The 23,133-nt window shown below is 74.7% G+C and carries 13 protein-coding genes; 5 read left to right on the top strand and 8 right to left on the bottom strand.

Annotated features, from left to right (window positions below; translation table 11 throughout):
• Nucleotides 1-26 precede the first annotated feature (26 nt).
• From ACFYST_RS31430 to ACFYST_RS31415, 4 genes are read left to right on the top strand one after another with little or no spacing between them, the layout of a single operon-like run.
• A complete protein-coding gene (locus ACFYST_RS31430; RefSeq protein ID WP_387649111.1) occupies nt 27-263 on the top strand; it encodes an acyl carrier protein in 237 nt (78 codons plus the stop codon).
• Nucleotides 260-2,305, top strand: coding sequence for a 2-oxo acid dehydrogenase subunit E2 (locus tag ACFYST_RS31425; RefSeq protein WP_387649114.1), 2,046 nt, complete (start codon nt 260-262; stop codon nt 2,303-2,305). Before ACFYST_RS31430 ends, ACFYST_RS31425 begins: the two co-directional genes overlap by 4 nt.
• Nucleotides 2,302-3,333 (top strand): 3-oxoacyl-ACP synthase III family protein, encoded by a 1,032-nt coding sequence (locus ACFYST_RS31420; RefSeq protein ID WP_387867258.1) that lies wholly within the window; start codon nt 2,302-2,304, stop codon nt 3,331-3,333. The genes ACFYST_RS31425 and ACFYST_RS31420 overlap by 4 nt, the downstream gene beginning before the upstream one ends.
• Before the next feature lie 51 nt (nt 3,334-3,384).
• Nucleotides 3,385-3,879 carry a hypothetical protein gene (locus ACFYST_RS31415; RefSeq protein ID WP_387867255.1) on the top strand — a complete coding sequence of 165 codons (495 nt, stop codon included), beginning with the start codon at nt 3,385-3,387 and terminating at the stop codon, nt 3,877-3,879.
• A gap of 64 nt (nt 3,880-3,943) precedes the next feature.
• Here the strand turns inward: ACFYST_RS31415 and ACFYST_RS31410 are convergent, their stop codons facing one another.
• From ACFYST_RS31410 to ACFYST_RS31375, 8 genes are all read right to left on the bottom strand, one after another.
• Entirely contained in the window at nt 3,944-6,331 is a 2,388-nt protein-coding gene (locus tag ACFYST_RS31410) for a M20/M25/M40 family metallo-hydrolase (RefSeq protein ID WP_387867253.1), read from the bottom strand.
• Nucleotides 6,312-8,291 (bottom strand): BTAD domain-containing putative transcriptional regulator, encoded by a 1,980-nt coding sequence (locus ACFYST_RS31405; protein ID WP_387867250.1) that lies wholly within the window; start codon nt 8,289-8,291, stop codon nt 6,312-6,314. Before ACFYST_RS31405 ends, ACFYST_RS31410 begins: the two co-directional genes overlap by 20 nt.
• Before the next feature lie 265 nt (nt 8,292-8,556).
• Nucleotides 8,557-11,046, bottom strand: coding sequence for an amino acid adenylation domain-containing protein (locus ACFYST_RS31400; protein WP_387867248.1), 2,490 nt, complete (start codon nt 11,044-11,046; stop codon nt 8,557-8,559).
• 44 nt (nt 11,047-11,090) lie between these two features.
• Nucleotides 11,091-12,095: a guanitoxin biosynthesis L-enduracididine beta-hydroxylase GntD gene (gene gntD, locus ACFYST_RS31395; protein WP_387867246.1), complete on the bottom strand. Its 1,005-nt coding sequence runs from the start codon at nt 12,093-12,095 to the stop codon at nt 11,091-11,093.
• Nucleotides 12,092-16,552 carry an amino acid adenylation domain-containing protein gene (locus tag ACFYST_RS31390; protein WP_387867243.1) on the bottom strand — a complete coding sequence of 1,487 codons (4,461 nt, stop codon included), beginning with the start codon at nt 16,550-16,552 and terminating at the stop codon, nt 12,092-12,094. The genes gntD and ACFYST_RS31390 overlap by 4 nt, the downstream gene beginning before the upstream one ends.
• A gap of 69 nt (nt 16,553-16,621) precedes the next feature.
• Nucleotides 16,622-16,822, bottom strand: a complete 201-nt coding sequence (locus tag ACFYST_RS31385) for an MbtH family protein (RefSeq protein ID WP_387649134.1) — start codon at nt 16,820-16,822, stop codon at nt 16,622-16,624.
• 52 nt (nt 16,823-16,874) lie between these two features.
• The gene (locus ACFYST_RS31380) at nt 16,875-19,946 is read right to left on the bottom strand and encodes a condensation domain-containing protein (RefSeq protein WP_387867240.1); all 3,072 of its coding nucleotides are present in this window, start codon (nt 19,944-19,946) and stop codon (nt 16,875-16,877) included.
• On the bottom strand, nt 19,943-20,734 hold the full coding sequence (locus tag ACFYST_RS31375; protein WP_387867237.1) for a thioesterase II family protein: 792 nt from the start codon (nt 20,732-20,734) through the stop codon (nt 19,943-19,945). Before ACFYST_RS31375 ends, ACFYST_RS31380 begins: the two co-directional genes overlap by 4 nt.
• A gap of 382 nt (nt 20,735-21,116) precedes the next feature.
• Here ACFYST_RS31375 and ACFYST_RS31370 point away from each other — a divergent pair, with 382 nt between their 5' ends.
• Nucleotides 21,117-23,069 carry an AMP-binding protein gene (locus ACFYST_RS31370; protein ID WP_387867235.1) on the top strand — a complete coding sequence of 651 codons (1,953 nt, stop codon included), beginning with the start codon at nt 21,117-21,119 and terminating at the stop codon, nt 23,067-23,069.
• Nucleotides 23,070-23,133 lie beyond the last annotated feature (64 nt).

Below are 23,133 nucleotides of genomic sequence, written 5' to 3'. Positions count from 1 at the left end.
CGGACACGAGGAGCTGGGTGGTACCGATGACCGAACTGACCGACCTGGTGGCCGACGTGCTCCGGATCCCGGCCACCGAGGTGACCGAGGAGACCGGCGCCGCGACCACCGCGGCCTGGACCAGCCTGACCCAGGTGCAGATCGTCGCCCGGGTGGAACAGGAGTACGGCCTGCGGCTCACCGCCCGGGAGGCGCGGGCCTGCCGCTCCGTCCGCGCGCTGCGCGACGTGCTCGCCCGCGACGGACGGGAGAAGGCGTCATGACCGGGCCCGCACCCCGCGTAGTGGAGGCGCTCAACCGGGCCCTGCACCGGCTCTTCGACGAACGGCCCACCCTCCACCTGCTCGGCGAGGACGTCCTCGACCCCTACGGCGGCGCCTTCAAGGCGACCCGCGGCCTGTCCACCCGCCACCCCGACCGGGTGCTGACCACACCGCTGAGCGAGGGCGGCATCGCGGGCGTCGCCGGCGGGCTGGCCCTCGCGGGCGACGAGGCCGTGGTCGAGATGATGTTCGGCGACTTCGCCGCGCTCGCCTTCGACCCGGTGCTCAACCTGATCTCCAAGTCGGTGACCATGTACGGCGAGCGGGTGCCGATGCCGGTCGTGGTCCGCTGCCCGGTCGGCGGCAACCGCGGCTACGGGCCGACGCACAGCCAGAGCGTGCAGAAGCACTTCCTCGGCATCCCGAACCTGGCGCTGTACGAGACGACGCCGTTCCACGACCCGTACGCGCTGCTGAAGGAGGGCCTCGACCGGGGCCCGTCGATGCTGTTCGAGGACAAGGTCCTCTACACCCGCCGGCTGTACCGCGACGGCGTGGTGGACGGGCACTTCGCCTTCCAACTGCTCGGCGGCCCGGCCGGATGGGCGCACGTCGCGCCTGCGGACGGCGGCCCCGCCGACGTCGTGCTGCTCTGTCCGGGCGGCATGGCGCACCGGGCCATCGAGGCCGCGCACCTGCTGCGCGAGCGCGGCGCCACCGTCCACCTGCTGGTCCCGGCACGGCTGCACCCGCTGGACCTGGAGCCGGTGCTGCCGCTGATCACCGGCGCCCGGCTGGTTGCCGTGGCGGAGGAGAGCACCGAGGGCGGCACCTGGGGCGCCGACGTCGCGGCCCGGATCCACCGGCAGGCGTGGGCGGAGCTGCGCGCCCCCGTGCTGCTGCTCTCCTCGGCCGACTCGGTGGTGCCGACCGCGCCGCACCTGGAGGCCGAGGTGCTGCTCGGGGCGGCGCGGATCGCGGCGGAGCTGGGCCGGGCGCTGCCCGAGGTCACGCCAACTCCGTTGAGGCCGGAGGCTGTTGAGGAAGCCGGGCGGCTCGCCGGGGTGCCGGTGGTGATGCCGAAGCTCAACAACAACGACACCGCCTACCTGGTCCTGGAGTGGCACGTCCCCGACGGCGGGTACGTCGAGGAGGGCGAGCCACTGCTGGACGTGGAGACCTCCAAGGCCGTCGAGGAGATCACCGCCCCCGCGTCGGGGTACCTGCGGGTGCTCGCGCAGACCGGCAGCGAACTCGGGGTGGCGGAGCCGCTGGCCGAACTGTTCGCCGCGCCGCAGGACGAACCGGCTCCGGCCGAACTCCCGGCCGAGGAACCGGAGTCGGCCGCGCCCGCCGACCGCACCTACCGGCTGGACCGGGTCCAGCAGGGCACCGCGGCCGTCGTCACCCGGGCCCACCGCGAGGTGCCCGCCGCGTTCGCCGCCGTCGAGGTGCGGGTGGACGCGGCGCTGGAACGGCTCCGGGCGGTGTCCGAGGAGACCGACGCCGAGGTAGGCCTGCCCGAACTGCTGGTCCGGGCGGTGGCCGCCGCCCGGCCCGCCTTCCCGCACCTGTTCGGCACCCTGCTGGACGAGCGGACCGTGGAACTCGCCGAACGCGCCGACATCGCCGTCACCGTCGACACAGGGAACGGCCTCTACACGCCCGTCCTGCGCGACTGCGCCGCCCGACCGCTCGCCGAACTCGCCGACGACCTCATGGAGTTCAGGCTCAAGGCCTACCGGGGCGAGTTCACCGCCGGCGAGCTCTCCGGCGGCGCCCTCACCGTCTCGCTGAACCTCGAACCCGGCGTGCTGCTGGTCCGGCCGATCGTGATGTGGCCCCAGCTGTGCATGGTCTCGATCGCCGGCCCGGTGCGCCGCCTCGTCCCGTCCGACGACGGGCCGGTGGCCGCGAACGTCGTCACCCTCGGCCTCGCCCACGACCACCGGGTGGTCAACGGCCGGGACGCCGTCGCGTTCCTGCGCACCGTCGCCGAGGGCCTGAGCGACCCCCAGCAACTCGCCAAACTCACCGAATGAACCAGACCAGGAGAGGAGTGCCAGTGGACTACGGGTTGACCGCCTTCGGCGTCGCCACCGGGGAGAAGGCCGCCGTCCGGGACGTCGTCGCCGAATACACCGAGGACGTCGAGCGCGTCCTCGGCTACGGCTACCGGCACATCCACCGGGCCCGGCCCGAGGTGAGCGTCACCGACCTGGCGATCGAGGCGGGCGCGAAGGCCCTCGCGGGTGTCGAGCCGCGCGACGTGGACCTGCTCGTCGTCGCCCTCACCGACCTGGCCGACCACCTGTACTGGGACGCGGCGGCCCGGGTCCAGTGGGCCCTCGGTCTGAGCCGGGCCGAGGCCGTGCTGGTCGACCAGGGCTGCGTCGGCGGCGTCACCGCCCTGGACACCGTGGCCGGACGCTTCGCCACCCACCCCGACTACCGCACCGCGCTGGTGATCGGCGCCAACCGGACCGTCGACGCCTACTGGAACCGCCTCGACACCCACTCGCTGCTGTTCTCCGACGGCGCCGCCGCGGCCCTCGCCGTGCGCGGCGCGCCCGGCCTGCGCTGGCGGGCCTCCTACGCGGAGAGCGACGGCCGCTACGCCGACTTCTTCCGGATGGACATCGGCGGCGCCCGCCGGCCCTTCGCGCCCGGCACCGAGACACCCGCCGTGCGCGACGCGTGGGACGTCGTCGAGCACTTCGGCAACGACGCCGAGGAAGTCGCCGCGTTCGCCGAGGAGATCGACGAACGCACCGCCCGCGCCGTGCACCGCGCCTGCCGCCGGGCCGGCTGCGCCGAGGAGGACCTCGCGCGGCTCGTCCTGCTCAACGACAACGCCCGCGTGCTCGCCGCACAGGCCGCACTGGTCGGCGTGCCGCTGGAGCGCACCAACGCCGAAACCGCCGCCGAGAACGGGCACTTCGGCGCGGCCGACCACCTGTTCTGCCTGGCCAGGCTGGAGGAGACGGGCGCACTCGCGCCCGGCGACCTCGTCGCGCTCGCGGCCAACGGCCGGGGGATGCACTGGGCCTGCGCCGTCCTCGAACGCTGACCCGCACGAACCTCCCACCCGCTCACCGGACAGATCGGAGCGAACCACCCCATGGACCGTCCCCGCGCCCGGAACGTCCTCACCGCGGCAGCCGTCGCCGCCGCCACCCTGACCCTGGCCTCCTGCTCGACCGCCACGCCCGCCACCGACCAGGCACACCCCGACGAGCCACCGGCCTGCCAGATGCTGCGGCCCGTCTCCGTCGAACTCGGCCTCGGCGAACCCTCGGTGAGCGGGCTGAGCGACCGCGGCTGTTCCTCCTACAAGTACCGCTTCGGCACCCTCACCCTGATGCTGGACGACCGCCCGCTCGCCGACGCCGCCACCGGCGACGGCACCCGGACGGAACTGCAGTTCCACGGCAAATCCGCGGTGATGCTGATGGGCGCCCTGAACGGCGTCTGCAAGGTGTTCTTGGACAGCGGCGAGCACTCCAGCATCGAGCTGCGCCTCGGGCGCACCACCGCGATGACGCCGCAGGTGTGCACCGACGTGAAGACGGCGGCCGAGAAGGTCGCCGCCCGGCTGCCGGGCGCCGTTTCCTGACCCGCGGGTACACCGTGGCCCGGTCGCCGAAGTCGGCGGCCGGGCCACGGTGTGTTTCGGGGGCTCAGTCCAGCGAGCGGGTGACGGACACCATCGCCGCCTCGCCGAACGCGGCCACGCCGAGGGCCGGCGGGCGCGGCCCGGCGAGCGGTGTGCCGTCCGGTGCGGGCAGGCCCGGGGTGCGGTCGATGACCTTCAGCGTGGCCGGGCCGGGCCCGAGGTCGAGCAGCAGCCCGGCGCCCTCCGCCGGTACCCGGTGGATCCACAGTTCCCACGGCGGGTTCCCGGCCGGGGTGTCCGCGTGCCACCCCGGCACGCCGTCGAGCGCGTAGCCGCGCACCGCCGCGCCCGTCACCAGCAGCACCAGCTCGGGGGCGCCGCGCTTCGACACCGCCCGGACGGAGACCCGCCGCCCGTCCCCCGGCCCGCCCGGGACGGGCGTCACGGTGACCTCCGGCGCCGCGAGCGGCAGCACCGGCGCCCCGGCCCGCCGGACGGGGACGCGCCAGCCGGGCCAGAGGTCGGCGACGGAGACCGGATCGGGGTCCGGCAGCAGCCGGTCGCTCCAGGCGTCCGGCGGCGAGTCGCTCAGCCAGGTGGCGGTGCCCCGGTCGGCGTCCAGCAGGTACAGCGCGTTCGCCCGTTCCCGGTACGGCTGCGGCGGCGGGATCAGCGCACCGGCCGCGAGGACGGCGGCGGCGACGAGCGCCGCCGCGGCCGGAACCAGCGGCCGGGCGCGCCGGGGCAGCGGCGGCAGGACGGGCGGCAGCAGGGCCGTCATCAGGGCCGCGACCGCCACCGGCACGGCCACCAGGCCGAGCCCGAGGGCGTCGGTGAGCAGTGGCACGAGCGGGACGACCAGCAGGCCGAGCGGGAGGACGGCGAGCGCGGCGCCCGCCACCCGTCCGGCCACCGTCGCACCGGCGCGGGAGGTGAGCAGGGCGGCGGCCGCGACCAGCCCGAGCGCGGGCCAGGTGAACACGTGGCTGCCGCCCGGCAGGACGACGGCGGAGGCGCAGGCCAGCAGCACCCAGAGCGCGATCGCCCCGGCGGCCTGGTGGCGGGCGTCGATCCGGCGCCGGGCGAGCAGCGTGGCGGCCGCGCCCAGGGCGAGGGTGAGCAGCAGGAACCCGGCGAGCGCGAGGCCGTGGTCCGCGATGTCGCCGTAGGCGCCGAACTCGGCGTGCCGGGAGGCCACCAGGGGTGCCAGCGCGAACGCGGCGCCGGCGGCGAGCAGCAGCTGGCCGAGGGCCAGCGCCAGCCCGGCGGCGGTCCGGGCGAGCGAGAGGCCCGCCCGGGCGCGCAGCCGCAGCAGCAGGAACAGCCCGAGGGCCGCGGTGGCGAGCGCGGCGGGCAGTGCGGCGCCGGCCGGGTAGGCGAGGTACAGGCCGGCCGCCTGGAAGTAGACGGAGTCGCCGGAGGGCGGGTGTGCGAGGTCGGCGGAGCCGAGGGCGCGGGCCAGGCCGAGCGCCTGTTCGCCCTGGTGCTGGACGGTCGCCGGGTCGACCCGGTCGGGGGTGTCGTCGGCGCTGTGGTACGCCGTGTAGCCGTCCAGGTAGGCCAGGTTGAGGCCCTGGTGGCCGGCCTGCTTGAAGACGGTGAAGTCGGTGAGGTTGGGCAGGTAGCCGTAGGCGGCGTCGAGCAGCGAGCTGGTGCGGGCGGACGGCACGTGGCCGGCGAGCGTGTCGACCAGCCAGGCGGCGTCGGGGCCGGTCTCGAACATCAGACTGGGGCCGCGACTGCCGCGGGCCTCGAAGTTGAGCACCAGCGCGTCGGGCGGCAGGAAGTCCGGGGCGTCCACCAGGGCCCGGGAGCCGAGCAGGCCGCTCTCCTCGGCGTCGGTGAAGACGAACAGGACGTCGTTGCGGGGCGCCGGTCCGGCGCGCAGTGCGCGGGCGGTCTCCAGCAGGACCGCGACCGGGACCCCGGCGTCGTTGGCGCCGGGGCCGGCCTCGGTGGAGTCGTAGTGGGTGACCAGGGCGATGGGCCGGGTGTTCGCGGAGCCCGGCAGCCGGGCGACCACGTTGTCCACCCGCAGTCCGGCGTAGCGGGAGTCGGCGCCGGTGGGGGAGAGGTCGGGCATGTGGGCGACGGACGAGCCGGTCTGCACCCGGGTCTCCAGGCCGAGTTCGGTGAGCTTGCGGACCAGGTCCGCGCGGACCTGGGTGTGGGCGGGGGAGCCGCTGGGGCGCGGCTCGGTGGCGATCGCGCGGACCTGGTCGACGGCGCGGGCGGCGGAGAAGCTCAGGGCGGGCGCGTTCTCGTCGCGCGGGGCGGGCAGCCGGTCCTGCCAGGCGGTCAGGGCCGCGCAGAGCGCGGCGAGGACCAGGACGGTGACGGGGAAGGCCCAGCGGGCGGCCGGCGCGGGCGAGCCGCGGCGGGGCGGGCCGGGCGGCGCCCCGGTGGGGGTGACGGGTTCGACCGGCGTGAGGTCAGACCGCTTGACTGTCATAGACGGTGGGCTCCTCGCGGCGGCGGTACGGTCGGTGGCTGTCATGGGCGGGCTCGCGCCGGTGGAACACGGCGTCGGCGATCTGCTCGGCGACGTCCCGGCCGATCGCGGCGCCGAGTTCGGCCTCGGCGCGCTGCCGGGCGTGGTCGCGGACGAGCGGGTTGAACGCGTACTGGGGGCCGTCGGCGACCTCGCCGGGGGCGACGGTCAGCAGGTGCTGGCCGACCAGCTGGTCGAGCAGCCGCTGGGTGTCCTCCTCCGGCCGGTCGGCGACGGCGTAGGCCACGTACTCCGGGATGGAGGCGAGTTCGCACAGGCTGAGCCGCAGCCAGAGCCGGTAGCCGCCGAGCGGCAGCTGGTCGAGGGTGGAGGCCAGCCGGGCGCCCATGTCCAGGGAGCCGATGGAGAGTTCGGCGATCCGGTCGCGGCTGCCGGTGAGCCGGTCGACGAAGCTGCGCAGGCTGTGCCGGGGGCGGGCGCGCAGCCGGGCGCCGGCGGCCCGGATGGCGAGCGGCAGGCGGCCGCACAGGTCGACGATCCGCCGGGCGCTGTCCACCTCGGCGAAGACCCGTTCCACGCCGACGAGCGAGGCGAGCAGGTCCACCGCCTCGTTGCCGGGCAGGCCGTCGAGGCAGTACTCGGTGAGGCCGGGGATCTTGAGCAGGCTGGTGCGGCCGGTGCACAGGACGGCGCTCTCGCCGCTCGGCAGCAGCGCCTCGTAGCGGGTGCTCTCGGAGACGTCGTCGAGCACGATCAGCAGCCGCTTGGAGGCGGTGACGCTGCGGAACAGCGCGGCACGGGCGGCGAGTCCGGCGGGGATCCGCTGGACGGGGACGCCGAGGGCGTCGAGGAAGCCGCGCAGCACCTCCTGCGGGGGCACCGGCTCGGACTGGCCGCGCAGGTCCGCGTAGAGCTGGCCGTCGGGGAAGTGCTGCTGGAGGCTGTGCCCGACGTGCACGGCGAGCGCGGTCTTGCCGGAACCGGCGCAGCCCACCAGGGCGATCACCCGGGGGGCGCCGGCGGCCTGTAAGTCCCGGGCGATCCGTTCGGAGAGGTCGCTTCGGCCCGCGAAGTCGGTGACCCGGGGCGGGAGTTGGGCGGGGGTCTTGTCGGGCCGCGGGGTCCGGTGGGCGGTGGGCGGGGGCGCCACGCCCTCGCCGGCCAGGATCTGCTGGTGCAGTTCCTGGAGCCGGGCGCCGGGTTCGAGGCCGAGTTTGGTGATCAGCGCGTGCCGGCCGGCCCGGTAGACGTGCAGCGCCTCGGCCCGCCGCTGGGACTGGTAGAGCGCCGTCATCAGCTGCGCGCAGAGCCGCTCGCGCATCGGGAACTCGGCGACCAGCGGCTTGAGTTCGCTGATCAGCTCGGCGTGCCGGCCGAGCGCGAGCCCGACGTCCAGCCACTCCTCCAGGACGGCGAACCGGCGTTCCTCCCAGTGCGCGGCCACGGTGTAGGTGAGCGGGCCGGAGAGGTCGGCGAGCGGCTGGCCGCGGAAGAGCGCGAGGGCGCTCTGGTACTCGTCGGCGGCGTCCTCCAGGTGGCCGGCGGCGGCGAGGTCGCGGGCCCGCCGGACGGTCTTCTCGAAAGCGTCCGCGTCGAGGTCCTCGGCGCCGAGCCGGATGCGGTAGCCGCCCTGTTCGGTCTCGATCAGGTCGACCGGGGCGCCGGCGGCGGCGAAGGCGTTGCGCAGGCGCCAGACGCAGGTCTGGATCTGCTTGTCGGCGGTGGCCGGTGGTTCGGCGCGCCAGACGGCGTCGATCAGCGAGCTGACCGGGACGATCTTGTTGGCGTTGAGCAGGAGTACGGCGAGGACGGTCAGCTGGCGGTTCCGTCCGACCCGGACGGTGTTTCCGCCAATGACGACCTGTAAGGGGCCGAGAATTCGAAATGATATGTCGCGGCCATTGCGATGGGTTTCCTCGGTGAAAAGGCCGGACGTCGGGGAGAGAGCCTTTTGCTGCATCGGAGCCAATCCTCCACGGTGCGTGGGATGCGCGGCCGAAAAGGGATCCTAGAATGGACAAGCTGTCATGTCCATACCCAGGTTGGCACCTGACTCCGTCAACTGACGTAGTGTCAACGGTCAGTGAGGTTCCCTGCATGAAGCAGGTTGGCGCGGGGTAGGTCGATGGCTGTGGCCCTCGGGCTTTGCTCGTCCCGATCCATCACTTTACCTTCCAGCTGCCTGCGGCGCCGCTGTTTGTTCGTTTGTTCGAATCGGTCGGACGTCAATTCCGCGTGCCGGAGATCGCCATGCCCCGAAGCGCCTGTGAGTCAATCTTTCCGCCCGGAGTCCGGGGCAGTGCGGGCAGCACCACGATGTGGTCCGGCCGCATCGGCGCGGGCAGCGACTCGGCGAGCGCCCGGCGCAGCAGGGCGGCCGCACCGGCGGCGCCCGAGGCCCCGCCGTCCGGCGCCGCGGGCCGCAGGGCCACGAACGCCACCAGCCGCTCCGCCGCGCCCTGCCCGTGCAGCCGCACGGCACACTCGGCGACCGCCGGATGCCGGCCCACCGCGGACTCGACCTCGCCCAGCTCGATCCGGTACCCGCGCACCTTCACCTGGTGGTCGACCCGCCCGAGGATGAGCAGCCGGCCGGTGGGCGACCACAGACCGCGGTCCCCGGTCCGGTAGAGACGGCGGCCCGGCGCGAACGGGTCCGGCAGGAACCGCTCCGCGGTGAGCGCGGGCCGGCCGTGGTAGCCGAGCGCCACCCCCGGGCCGCCGAGGAAGATCTCCCCGGCCACCCCCGGCGGCACCGGCCGCAGCTGCGAATCGAGCACATGGACGCGGTAGTTGGGCACCGGGCGGCCGATCGGGATCGTCGCCCCCGCCGCCTCGGCGGGCCCGCACCGGTGCGTGGTGGCCCACACCGCGCACTCCGTCGGCCCGTAGTCGTTGAACAGCGGGGCACCCGGACAGCGCCGCAGGTGCTCGGCCACCAGGTCCGCGGTGAGCGGCTCGCCGCCGACCGCGACCATCGCCAGGCGGGCCAGCGCCGCCGGGTCCGCGACCTGCAGCAGGATCCGGTAGTGCGAGGGCACGGCATGCACGTGGGTGACGGCGGCCCGCTCCAGCAGGCCGCGCAGGGCGTGCGGATCGTGCGCCTCGGTCTCGGTCGGCAGAACGACCGCGCCGCCGTTGGCCAGCGCCCAGAACATGCCGCCCGCCGCGCCGTCGAAGCACAGCGGCGGCAGCACCAGATCCCGCCCGGGAGCCGGACCGGCCGCGGCCCGGGCGGCCGTGGAGGCGACGATCGCCCCGTGGTGGACGGCGATGCCCTTCGGCGCGCCGGTCGAACCGGAGGTGTAGATGACGTACGCGGTGTCGTCCGGCGTCACCCGCACCAGCGGGGAACGGGCCGGAAGCCCGGCGGCGTCGGCCGGGCGGATCAGCGGCACCGGCAGGTCGAAGCCAGGGGGTTCGTCCGCGATCAGCGCCAGGGCGCCGGAGTCGCGCAGGATGTGGCGGATGCGCTCCGCCGGGTGGGTCGGCTCGATCGGGAGGTACGCGGCGCCGGCCTTCAGCGCGCCGAGCATCGCGACCACCGAATCGGCGCTGCGCCCGGCCATCAGCGCCACCAGCGAACCGCGGCCGATGCCGTGGCGGTGCAGCAGCGCGGCCAGGCGGGCGGCCCGGGTGTCGAGTTCCCGGTGCGTCAGTTCCCGCTCCCCGCAGACGACCGCGACGGCGTCCGGGGACCGCTGCGCGTGACGCCCGACGAGGGTGTGCAGACAGGTGTCCTCGAACGGGAGGTCCGCGCCGCGCGACCAGGCGCCGAGCTCGGCGTGCTCGCGCTCCGCGAGACCGGTGACGGTGCGCACCGGACGGTCGTCGAGGAGCGCGGCGAGGACGGCGAGCAGCCGGTGGGCGAACGCCTCCGCCGCCTCCTCCTCGAACAGGCCGGTGTCGTAGTCGAGTTCGAGCCCGTCGGGGCCGAGCAGCACCAGCAGCTCGTGCCGGCTCACGCCGTCGGCGACCCGGACGGGCGTCACCTCGAACGCGCCGATCCGCTCCGGCACGCGCCGCGGGGCGGCGGCCACCGCGAGCGCCGCCCGGGTTTCCGGTCCGGCCGGTGTGCCGGCGGCGACGGCCCGCACGGCGGCCCGGAGCGCGGCGGAACCGGAGCCCGCCTCGTCCACCGCCAGCCGCACGGCCACCGGCTCCGGGCCCGCGACCAGCAGGTCGGCCTCGGCCGGTCCGCCGCAGCGGGCCAGCAGGATCGCCGAGGCGGCGGCCAGCGCCGCCTCGGCGGACACCCCGGCGGCCCGCAGCCGGGACGCGAGGTGTCCCGCTTCGACGCGCACGGTCGCCGCGTACCCGGAGGGCGCGGAACCGGTGCGCAGGACGGCGGGAAGTTCACCGAACCCGGCCGGATCGGCAGCTGCCGTCTCCGGAGCCGCCGTCTCGGACGGGTCCAGCAGCCACCGCAGCAACCGCTCCGGCCCGTCCGGCCCCGGAGCGACCACGATCAGGAGGAACCGGCCTTCGGCGAGCCGGGCCAGCAGCACCCGGGCCTCGCCGTCGTCCGCGCGGGAGGCGGCGAGCTCGTCGCGGACGAGCTCGCCCCACGCGTCCGTCTCCCCGCCCGCCGCCGGGTCGTGCACGGTGAGCCGCACCGGCGGCCGCAGCCCGGCGATCCGGGCCCGCAGGGCGCGGACGTCCGGCGGGCCGGTGACGAGCCACGTGCCGATGGCGAGGGCGGGGTGGTCGGACACGGTTCCTCCTGATCGTGAGGGGATTCAGCGGGGTCGGGCCGCCGTCACCGCAGGATGCGCTCCTCGGGAGCGTTCCGGTGGTCGCGGGACTTGCGGAGGTCCCGCGTGACGACCGCCTTCTTCAGCCACCGGTCGGTGCCGTCGAAGCGCGCCTCGAACGCGCTGCGCCCGTGCACCGCCCGGTAGTTGTCGACCACCAGCAGGTCCCCGGCGCCCAGCGCGACCCCGACCAGGTGCCGTTCCAGTTCGCCGGTCAGCGCGGTGAGCGCCGCCGCCGCCTCCCGGTCGCCCGGCACCGGCGACATGAACGCCGGGTCCACCCGCAGGTACGGGCGGTCCGGGTCGCCGAACAGCACGGCGCACGGCTCCGGGTCCTCCTCCATCCGCTGGATCGGGTGGAGCCGCCCGGTGCTCTCGGTGAGCGACCGCGCGTACTTGAGGTGCTCGGTGTCCGGGCGGATGAGGAACCGCCGTTCGGCCAGCACCGCGCGGTGGCGCGGCGTCAGCTCCACGTCCTCGATCCCGGACACCACGGTCGGCACCGCGTCGTGGTTGCGCAGTCCGAGCAGCAGCAGGTAGTCGCAGCGGTACGGGTGGAAGCCGTCCTCGGTGTGCCAGGCCAGCTCCACCGTCCCGTGCCCGCTCTGGTCCTTCTCGTGCTGCGGGATCGGCAGCACGTCGTGGACCAGGCGGCCGTCCTGCAGGGTCGACCAGCCGAAGATGTCGCCGAGGTGCGCGGTGGCGAGCACCAGGAACACCTCGTGCGCGGCGACCGCGGCCGGCCGCTCCGTCTCGCGCCAGTCCAGCGGCGTCGGGCCGATCGAGGTGTTGTCCACCTTGAGCCCGCGCACCACCAGCGCCGACGCCGACTCGGCGGTCCGGAACGCCCGCAGCTCCCGGACCAGCCGCGACGGCAACTGCTGCGCCAGCGCGGGCAGGTCGTCGAGCAGGGCCGGAGCGGTGCTGGACCCGTACTCGTGCAGCACGGACCGGCTGAGCGTGGCGAGCGCCGCGCCGTCGGCCGGATCGATGTCCAGGCGGCGGATCACGGGCGCTCACTCGCCGGCGGCACCACCACGTCCTCGGGCGCGGGCAGGTAGCCGCCCTCGACCAGGAAGCGGAAGCAGTCGTGCGCCCACTCCTCGTTGACCGGCGGGCAGGCGATGCCGGAGCCCTCCAGCGCCTCGGTGAGCACCCGGCACTCGTCCTGCGGGTTGATCTGCTTCTGCAGCTCCGGGTCGAGCGCGGCGTGCCGCATCGAGGCGACCCGCAGCAGCGGCGTCATCGGGAACAGGATGTGGTCCTCGTCGACGCCCAGCGCCCGCTGGCGGGCGTCCTCCTCGTCGACGACGTTGAGGTCGTAGCCGAAGGACCGCAGCCACTGGTAGCACTGGGTCATGGTGGTGGGCGCCGGGTTGGTGATGTTGAAGTTCTTGCCGAAGTTCTCCGCCCGCAGCGAGGTGTAGACGATGGCCTGCGCGGTGAAGTCCACGGGCACGGCGTTGATGACGTCGTTGTAGAGCGGCAGGACGCCCAGGTCGAGGAAGCCCCGCAGGTACACGTACAGGTAGTCGGTGTGGTGCGAGGCGCCGGTCTGGGTGTGGCCGGTGATCATCCACGGGCGCTGGACGGTGACCGGGATGCCGCGGTCGCGCGCCAGGTAGACGATCTTCTCGGCGAGCCACTTGCTGCGCGGGTAGCCGGTCGGGATGCGGATCGGCCGGCCGTCCAGGTCCTCCTCGGTGAACGGACGTTCGGCGCCGGTGCCCATGAACACGTCCACGCTGGAGACGAAGTGGACGGACTTGAGCGTCGTGGTGGTGGCGAGCCGCAGCACCTCCTTGGTGCCCTCGACGTTGGCCGGACGCGCCGCCTCGTACGGGTAGGTGAAGTTGACCACCGCGCCGCTGTGGTAGATCGCGTCGAGCAGGCCCGCGTAGGCCGCGAACTCGTGCTGGTCCAGGCCGAGCCGGGGCTTGGCGAGGTCACCGACGACCATCCGCATCCGGGAACGGTAGGACTCGTCCCACGCGGAGTAGGTGCGCAGGGTCTGCTCCATCCGCTCCCAGGCCGCGTCCTCGTTCTCGGCGCGGATCAGGCAGTGCACGGTGGCCTCGGTGCGCAGGATCAGCTCCACGGCGAGGAACGCGCCCAGGTAGCCGGTGGCACCGGTGACCAGGACGTGCCGGGGCGCGAACCACTCCGCGTGCGGGAGGTCGCCGGGGGCGATCTCCTCGGGCAGCGTGATCTCCGCGTGCAGCTCGGCGAGCTGCTGCGCGTACAGCACCTCGCTGTCGATGTTGTCGCGCTGGCGGCGGTCCTCCTCGATGGCCTGCGCGATGCCGGCCACGGTGGGTACCCGGAAGATCTGCTCGACCGGCAGGGTCACGTCGTGCTCGCGGGACAGCTGCGCGGTCAGCCGCGCCACCAGCAGCGAGTTGCCGCCGAGCTCGAAGAAGTCAGCGGTGGCGCTGATCTGGGACAGTCCGAGCAGCGCGCAGAACGTCTCGGCGATCTCCGCCTCGAGCTCGCTGCCCGGCTCGACGAAGTCCTCGGTGCCGAGGTCCGGCGCGGGCAGCGCGGCGGTGTCGATCTTGCCGTTGCGGGTGAGCGGCATCTTCTCCAGCGTGACGAACGCGCTCGGCACCATGTAGTCCGGCACCTGCGCCAGCACGTGCTTGACCAGCGCCTCCTTGGTCAGCACCCGGCCGACCACGGGCACCGCGTACGCCACCAGCCGCGGCACGCCCGGCTGGTCCTCCCGCGCGATCACCGCGGTCTCGGCGACCAGCGGGTGGCGCAGCAGGACGTTCTCGATCTCGGAGAGCTCGATCCGGAAGCCGCGGATCTTCACCTGGGTGTCGGCCCGGCCGAGGAACTCGATGGTGCCGTCCGCCCGGTAACGGGCGAGGTCACCGGTGCGGTACAGGCGGGCACCGGGCTGCTCGGAGAACGGGTCGGGCAGGAAGGCCGCCGCCGTCATGCCGGGGCGGTTGACGTAGCCGCGCACCACGCCGTCGCCGCCGATCCACAGCTCGCCGGGCACGCCGGGCGGCACCGGGTTGAGGCGCTTGTCCAGCAGGTGGATCCGGGTGTTCGGGATGGGCCGGCCGATCGGCACCCGGCCGCTCTCGCCGTCCTTCGCGGTCACCGGGTGCACCGACGCCCAGACGGTCGCCTCGGTCGGGCCGTACTCGTTGAACAGCGCGACACCGGGCGAGCGGCGGAAGTGCTCCCCGACCAGTCCGGGCGGCAGCACCTCGCCGGCCAGCACGGTGGTGCGCACCGACGCGAACGCCTCCGGCGCGGACTCCAGCAGCACCGAGTACTGCGAGGGCACGCCGTCGACGTGGGTGACCTGCTTGTCCTGGATCAGCGCGCCGAGCAGCCGCGGGTCGAGCACCTCGGCCTCGTTCGGCACCACGACCGTCCCGCCGCGGCGCAGCGTCCAGTACAGGCCGCCGCCGGAGGCGTCGAAGGTGAACGGCGCGAGCACCAGGTAGCGCTCGGGCAGGCCCGGGCCCTCGCAGGCGGAGCGGGCCAGGGTGGAGTGCACGATCTGCCGGTGCTCGACGGCCACGCCCTTGGGGCGGCCCGTGGAGCCCGAGGTGTAGATGACGTACGCCAGGCTGTCGGGGGCCGGGCGCACGGCGGGCCGGGTGACCGGGCCCGCCGGGTCGGCGGTCGGGACGGGCAGCGTGCGCAGCGCGGGCACCTTCGCCGCCAGCGCGGCGAGCGCCTCCGCGTCACCGGTGACCAGGCCGATCCCGGCGTCCGTGGCGATGGTCGCGATCCGGTCCGCCGGGTACGACGGGTCGAGCGGGACGTACGCGGCGCCGGCCTTCAGCACGCCCAGCAGGGCGACCATGGTGTGCACCGAGCGGTCGGCGAGCACACCGACCGGGGTCTCCACCCCGACGCCCTGCGCGGTGAGCTCGGCGGCCAGCGCCTCGGCGCGCAGGTCCAGCGAGGCGTAGGAGAGTTCCGCGGTGCTGGAGGTGAGCGCGACCGCGTCCGGGTGGGCGGCGGCGGCCTGCTCCACCAGCTCGTGCAGCAGCTGCGGGGCGTCGTGCTCGGTACGGGTGGCGTTCCAGGCGGCCAGGTGGTCGCGCTCCTCCCGGCTCAGCAGCGGGAAGTCCGCGAGCGGGCGGTCGGGCTCGGCGAGCGCCGACTCCAGGAGCAGCAGGGTGCGCTCCAGCAGCCGGGTGACGGTGTCGCGGTCGAACAGCGCGGTGTTGAACTGCGCGCGCAGCGTCAACTCGCCGTCCCTGCGCACCGCGTACAGGTCGATGTCGTGCGGCGTCCAGGTGGTCGGCAGGTCGAGCGGGCGGGCGACCGCGCCGGGCAGCTCGCGCGAAGCCCACTGCTCCTCGAAGCCGAACAGCACCTGGAACAGCGGGGTGTGGCTCAGGTCGCGGGTCGGCCGGGCCGCCTCGACGATCTGCTCGAACGGCAGCCTGGCGTGCACCAGCGCCTCCGCCAGCACCGACTCGGACCGGCGCAGCAGGCCGGTCAGCGACTCGCCGGCCTCCAGCTCGAAACGCAGCGGCAGGGTGTTCTCCAGCGGCCCGACCAGGCCGCCGTCACTGTCCTGCCAGGCCGGCGGCACCGGCACACCGACGGCGAAGTCCTGCTGCTGGGCGTGCCGGGCGAGCGCCGTCACGTACCCGCTGAGCAGCAGCTCCGGCAGGGTGGTGCCGGTCGTGGCGGCGAAGTCGCCCAGCATGGTGTGCAGGGCGGCCGGCACCGGCACCGACACCGCGTCGGCCTCGATGGTCTTCACCGGCGGGCGCGGCCGGTCGGTGGGCAGCTCCAGCGTGGTCAGCGCGGCCGTCCGGGCCCGCCAGAACTCGATGTCCTTCTCGGCGTCGTCGCTCTCCAGCCAGGCACGCTGGGCCGCGAACACGGCGGGCAGGTCGACGGCGGCGGCGGTGGCCGGAGCGTCGGCGCCGTCCAGCAGCGCCGCGTACCGGGTCAGCACCTCGTCGGTGAGCCGGCGCACCGACGGGCGGTCGGCGACCAGCTGGTGGACGGTCAGCAGCAGGACGTGGTCCTCGGCGCCGAGCCGCAGCAGGCTGGCCCGCACCAGCGGGCCCTGCGCCAGGTCGAAGCGGCGGCGGCTCTCGGCGGCCGCGACCCGGGCCAGCTCCTCGTCGAGCCGCTCCGGGTCGAGCTCGACCACCGGCAGGCGCAGCGAGGCCACCGGCTTGACGGTCGCCAGCGGGTTGCCGTCCACCGTGCGGAAGGTGGTGCGCAGCACCGCGTGGTGCTGGACGGCGGCCGCGAGCGCCTGCTGCAGCACCGCCGGGTCGGTCCGGCCGGTGAGCCGGACGGCGTCACTGGTCTGCCAGGGGCGCTTCTCGTCGAGCTGGACGAGCAGCCACAGCCGGCGCTGCTCCAGGGTCAGGTTGCTGGTGAAGGCGTTGGCCGAGCCGTCGAGCAGGCCGGCCAGGACCGCGCGCTTCTCGTCGGGCGTCAGGGCGGCGGTGCCGTCGTGTGTGCTCATGTGGGGGGACTCCCGTCCTCGGTGTCGGTGGCGCTGTCGGTGACCGGTCGGTGGCGCTGCCGGCGGTGGTCAGGCGGAGCGTTCGCGGACCGACCGCGGCCGCATGTCCGTCCAGACCCGCTCGATGTGCTTGAGGCACTCCTGCTTGGTCCCGGTCGTCCCGGTGGTGGCCCAGCCCGCGGGCAGGGCGCGGTCGGCGAACCAGATCGAGTACTGGTCCTGTTCGTTGGTGACGACCTGGAAGACCGTGTCGGCGTCGTCGATTCCCATCGCTGGCTCCTCGTGGTGGTGGGTTCCGGTGGTGGTTCCGGTATGAGGTGGTTCAGTTCAGGTGGCGCAGGAGCTGGTCGATCTCCTCGTCGGACATGTCGGCCAGCTGGGCCAGCACCGCCTGGTCCGAGGTGGGCCGCCGGTCGCGGGCGCGTTCCAGCTCCGCCAGGGCCTCGGCCAGCCCGGCCGGGGTCGGGCGGCGGAAGAAGTCGCGCACCGGCACCTGGATGCCGAACTCGGCGCGCACCCGGCTCAGCAGCTTCGCAGCGAGCAGCGAGTACCCGCCGAGGCCGAAGAAGTCGTCGTGCACGCCGACCGCGGGCCGGCCCAGCACCTCCTGGAAGATCGCCAGGGTGCGGCGCTCCTCCCCGTTGCGCGGCGGGGTCTTCTCGACGGGGCCGCTCGGCACCTGTGCGGGCGGCGGCGGCAGCGCGCCGCGGTCCGGCGTGCCGTCGGGGGCCGTCGGCAGCGCGTCCAGGACGCCCAGCACGGCCCGCGCGGCGGACCCGGGCAGAGCTGTTCCGGCGCGGGCGCGCACCATGGCCCCGAACGCGTCGCGCTCGCGCTCGGTGCCCGCGGGGACGGTCGGGTCCGGGACCAGCCAGGCGATCAGGCGGCGGTCGGCGTCGGTGGTGACCGCCGCGTCCCGCACGCCCGGCACGGCCCGCAGCGCCTGCTCGACCTCCGCCGCGCGGACCCCCCGGTCACCGACCGAAAGCCACCCGGCGCCCGGGCCGACCACCTCCAGCGCGCCGTCCCGGGCCCGCCGGCAGCGCAGCCCGACCGGCACCCCGGGCCCGGCGGCGGTGGCCAGGTGCAGTTCGCCGACCACGCCGTCCGGCACCGGCCCGCCCAGGGCGTCCAGCAGCAGGTGTGCGGTGCCCGGCAGCGGCGGCCCGAGGCGCCTGCCGCGCCACGCGTCCAGCGGCGCCAGCGCGGGCGGGACGGCCAGCGGCGCGGGGGCGGGGCGGCCCAGCACCACCGGGAGGCCGGTGCGGGCGAGCATGTCGACCAGGTCGGGCTCGAGGACCTCGCCCACGCACACCAGCCTGGTCCCGGCGGGCGGCGCCCAGCCGTCGGTGAGCGCCCGGCGCCAGGTCGGCGGGTCGGCCAGGACGAAGGCCGAGGGCGGCCCGGCCGGCGCCGGGTCGAGCCCGGACAGCATCAGGCTCCGCGCGTGCACCAGCGGCATCAGCAGGTGCACGGGGGAGGGCGGCGTGCCGCCGTCGAGCAGCAGGACGTCGTCGTCCGCGGTCACCCCGAGCCGTTCGGCGACGGCCGTCAGCCCGGCGACCAGCGCCCGGTGGGTCAGCGCGGGGCCGCCGTCGGCGGGCTGCCACGCCGGGTCGTCGGGGCCCGGGACGGCGGGGGTGGCCGGGTCGAAGCGCGGGCCGGTGGTGATCAGCCAGCCGCCCGGCTCGTCCTCGGCCCGCCGGACGAACGCGCCCGCCCGGTCGTGCCGCTGGCCGTACCCGACCGACGCGCCCACCTCGAACACCGCGAGGACGACGGCGAGCAGCCCCGCCGACGGCACCGGCGGCGTCGTCACCCGCACGCCCGGCCCGGCGATCCCCTCGGCGCGCAGCCGCCGGGCCAGCGCGGCCGACCACTCGCGCAGCTCGCCCAGGGTGAGCACGGCGTCCGCCGAGGACAGCACCACGTCGTCCGCGCCCCGGACGTCCAGCAGCTGCGGGACCGTACAGCCATCGGCGGGCGCGGCGGTCGGGACCGACCCCGGGCCGCCGGACGGGCCGGCCGGCAGCGCGCCGACCGGGGTGCCCGGCGCGGCCAGCGCCTCCAGCAGGATCCGGCGGTACAGCTCCAGGACGCCGGCCGCGGTCGGCTCGTCGTACAGGCCCCGGTCGTAGTCGAGCTGCAGGCGCAGCCCGTCGCCGTCCGGCAGCACCGTCAGCCACAGGTCGAACTTGGCGGCGGTGACGGGCAGTTCGACCTGCGTCATGGTCAGGCCCGCCAGTTCGGCGCCCGGCGCGGGCGGGCCCGGCATCGAGAACATCACGTCGAACAGCGGGTTGCGGTCGAGCGCGCCCGCCCGCCGCACCTCCTGCACCAGCCGGTCGAACGGCATCCGGTCGTGCGAGAACGCGCCGACACAGGCGTCCCGGACCACCTCGGCGGCCCGCGCGAACCCCTGGTGCGGCGCCAGGCGGGCGCGCAGCACCAGCGTGTTGGCGAAGAAACCGACCAGCTGCTCGGCATCCGGGTGGTGGCGGCCCGCGACCGGCGTGCCCACCGCGACGTCCTCCTGACCGGTCACCCGGGACAGCGCGGCCATGAACCCGGTCAGCAGGGTCATGAACAGCGTCCCGCCGGAATCCTTCGCCAGCCCCTCCAGAGCGGCCACCGTCGCCGCATCCAGCCGCTCCTCCAGCCGGCCGCCGGCACCGCCGCGCTGCTCGCGCGGACGGTCCACGGGCAGCTCCAGCGGGGCCGTCCCGGCCAGCGCGGTGCGCCAGTACTCGAGCAGACTCTCCATCCGCTCCCCGGTCAACTGCCGCTCCAGCCAGCCGACATAGTCCGCGTACTGCACCGGCGGCTCGACCAGACCGGCGTCGCCGCCCGCACACAGGCCGCGGTAGGCGGCGGCGAGATCGGCGTAGAACACGTCCATCGACCAGCTGTCGCACACCAGGTGATGAATCGTCACCAGCAGCGTGTGCCGGCGCTCCGACTCCTTCACCAGCACCAGGCGCAGCAGCGGCGGGGCGTCCAGCGCGAACGGCATCGCCGCCTGCTCCCGGGCCAGGACCGTCACCCGGGCCCGCGCCCCGTCCTCCGGCAGCCCCGAGCAGTCCACCACCGGCAGCGGCACCAGCGCCTCCGGCAGCACCACCTGGCGCGGATCCCCGTCGACCAGACCGACACCGGTGCGCAGGCTCTCGTGCCGCGCCACCACCGCGTTGACGGCCCGCTGGAGCAGCACCACATCCAGCTCACCGACCAGCCGCACCGCACTGCACACGTTGTACGCGGCGTTGCTCGACGGATCGAGCTGGCACACGAACCACAGACTCCGCTGGGCGGGCGCGGCCGGCAGCACGAAGTGGTCGCCGTAGTCGCGGGCCTCCCCGCCGCCGACGCCGCCGACATAGGACGAACTGCTCATCGGGCCCCGCTCCCCTTCCTGGCCGGCTCCCGCGCCGGCAACCCGGCGAGCGAGGTCTCCACGAACTCCACGACGCTCCTCTCGTGGTCCTGCACGAAGAAATGACCGCCGGTGAACTCCCGCACCGCGCAGTCCACCGAGGACTGCCGGTCCCAGCCGGCGTTCCCCGGCCGCACCAGCGGATCGTGCGAGCCGCGCAACACCCGGATCGGCACCGGCAACGGCGGCCCCGGCACATACCGGTAGGTCTCCGCCAGCGTCAGGTCCGCCCGGATCGTCGGCAGCATCAGCCGCACCAACTCGTCGTACTGCGGCAGCTCCTGGGACTCCATGCCGTCCCACTCCCGCAGCCGGTCGAGCAGCTCGCCGTCCGGCAGCCGGTGCACCTGCTCCGCGTCGCCGTACTGCGGGGCGTCCCGGCCCGAGACGAACAGCGCCACCGGCAGCGGCAGCCCGAGCTCCCGCACCCGCCGCACCAGCTCGAACGCCACCAGGGCGCCCATGCTGTGCCCGTACAGCGCGTACCGCCGCCCGGTGCGCGGCGCCCGCAGGCCCGCCACCGCGCCGTCGACCAGCGCCGACATCTCCCGCAGCGGCGGCTCCCCGAGCCGCCCCTCCCGGCCCGGCAGGCGAGCGGCCGTGACGGCCAGCGCCGCCGTGTGCCGCTGCCAGTTCCGGAACAGCGCCGACGCCCCGCCGGCATGCGGGAAGCACACCACTTCGCACTCCGGATCGGCCGGCGCGCCGAACGACGTGAACCAGCTGGAACTTGGTCGGACCGGGCGCACCCGTACCTCCCTCGGGGACGGCGGAACTCGGAGAAATTCGAAGAAACGGCGGGCCGTGAGAACGGCGGGCTTCGGACCGGCATGCTTCGGGCCGGCGGGGCCCGGAACGGTACGGCCCGGAAACCGGCCGCGGAAAAGCGCCGGCGGCACTCCGCCGGACCGTCGAATCCGGCCCGGCCACCGCGCGGCCCTCAATACCTACCATTTCTGCCGCAGGGCCCGTCAATGACAACCGTTCGGCGTGAGAGGCGGCGGATAAGGAAGTGAGACCTGGCTGAGAGACCGAACATCTTTAATTTCTCTTGGCCGCCGGTGCAGCCCGCAGCCGTACCCACCGGAATGCCGAACGACCGGCCGGACCAGGGAAATGGAGAGCTCGCCGATGTCGATCCCCGCCCGCCCCACGCTCGTCCACACGCTCGTCGAGCAGGCCCTCGCCCGCGGCGGCCGGCAGGCCTACGAGTACCTGCACGACGACGGCCGGGTCGACACCATCGGCTACCGCGAACTGCTCGACCGGGCCGCGGCCCTCGCCCCGCTGCTGCGCGGCGCGGACGGACGCGGCGGCCCCGCACTGCTGCTCTTCCCGCCCGGCCTGGACTTCGTCACCGCGCTGTGGGCCTGCTTCCTGGCCGGCGTCCCCGCGGTGCCCGCCTACCCGCCGATCTTCGGCTCCACCGAGCGGATCACCGCCCGCTTCGCCCGCATCCTCGAGGACTCCCGGGCCACCACCCTGCTCGCCGACCCCGCCGTGCTCGGCCTGCTCACCGCCGGACTGCGCCCCGAGGACCTGCCCCCGGTGGTCACCCTCGGCGACGCCACCGGCGCCGGCCCCGCCGACCCCGAGCGCCTGCTGGCCGACGCGCCGGACCCCGAGGACGTCGCGCTCATCCAGTACACCTCGGGCAGCACCGGAAAGCCGAAAGGCGTCGTACTGCGCCACCGGAATATCCTGGCCAACATTCGGTCCATTACCGAGGTTTTCCGTCTGGACGAAACCGCGCGGGTGGTCTCCTGGCTGCCGCCCTATCACGACATGGGGCTCATCGGATTCATTCTCACCCCGATCCACGGCGGATTCCCGGTACGCCTGATGTCGCCCGTGCATTTCCTCAAGGACCCGATCGGCTGGCTCCGGCAGATCAGCGAACTCGGCATCACCCACACCGGCGGACCGAATTTCGCCTACGACCTCTGTGTCCGCCGCGCCGACCGCGCCGACCTCACCGGCCTCGACCTCGGCACCTGGCGGCTCGCCTTCAACGGCGCCGAGCCCATCCGCCCCGCGACGATCACCGGCTTCGCCGAACGGTTCGCCCCGTACGGCTTCCGCCCCGAGTCCTTCCTGCCCTGCTACGGACTCGCGGAGGCCACCCTCATCGTCACCGGCCGCCACTGGACCGGACACGACGACACCGACGCGGACGGCCGGGTCGACTGCGGGCCGGTCGTCGACGGCCACCGGCTCGCCCTGGTCGACCCCGATACCGGCACGGCCGTGCCCGACGGCGCCGAGGGCGAAATCTGGCTCGCCGGACCGAGCATCAGCGACGGCTACTGGGACACCTGGCAGACCGGCACCCCGACCGACGGCTACGGCCACCTCGACGGCACCCGCCACCTGCGCACCGGCGACCTCGGCCGACTCCGCGACGGCCGGCTCACCGTCACCGGCCGCCGCAAAGAGGTGCTCATCCAGAACGGCGTCAACCACCACGCCCACGACCTGTGCGCCGCCGCCGTCCGCGACAACCCCGCCGTCCGGCCCACCGCCGCCGCCTTCCACGGCGCCGACGACGAGATCGTCCTCGCCGTCGAGGTCGCCGGACACGACCACGACCCCGAGCGCCTCGCCGCCGACCTCCGCGCCCGCGTCCTGGCCGCCACCGGCGCGCGCGTGCACACCGTCGTGCTCTGCCCGCCGCGCACCATCCCGCGCACCACCAGCGGCAAGATCCAGCACGGCCTCGCCCGCACCCGCCACCTCGCCGGCGAACTCGTCGGCCGCACCGTCACCCCCGACCGGGCCGCCATCGGCGCGGAAGAGGCCGGCGCGCTCACCGCCTTCTTCTCCTCCGTCTTCGCCGCCGTCTGCCAGGTCTCCGACTGCGGCCCCGACGACGCCCTCACCGCGATGGGCGGCGACTCGCTGCGCGCCGCCGAGATCGCGGCCGTCGCCGAGGACGCGCTCACCCTGCCCGTGCCCGTCGAGGACGTCCTGCTCGCGCAGACCCCCCGCGAACTGACCGCCCGGCTGAACGAACGCTGGACCGAGGGCGGGATGCGACCCGCCGACGCCGTCGACCGGGCGAAGGCCCTGCTCGCCGGTAGCTGACCCTCACAGCCCCGCTTGAACGAACCGCACGCCGCGAATGCTTCGCACGCCCGCCCGCCATGGT

The organism is Kitasatospora sp. NPDC004614, from assembly GCF_042873675.1.
Taxonomy (GTDB): Bacteria; Actinomycetota; Actinomycetes; order Streptomycetales; family Streptomycetaceae; genus Kitasatospora.
The sequence above is the reverse complement of the archived record's forward strand: the minus strand, read 5'-3'. Positions and strand labels throughout refer to the sequence as shown.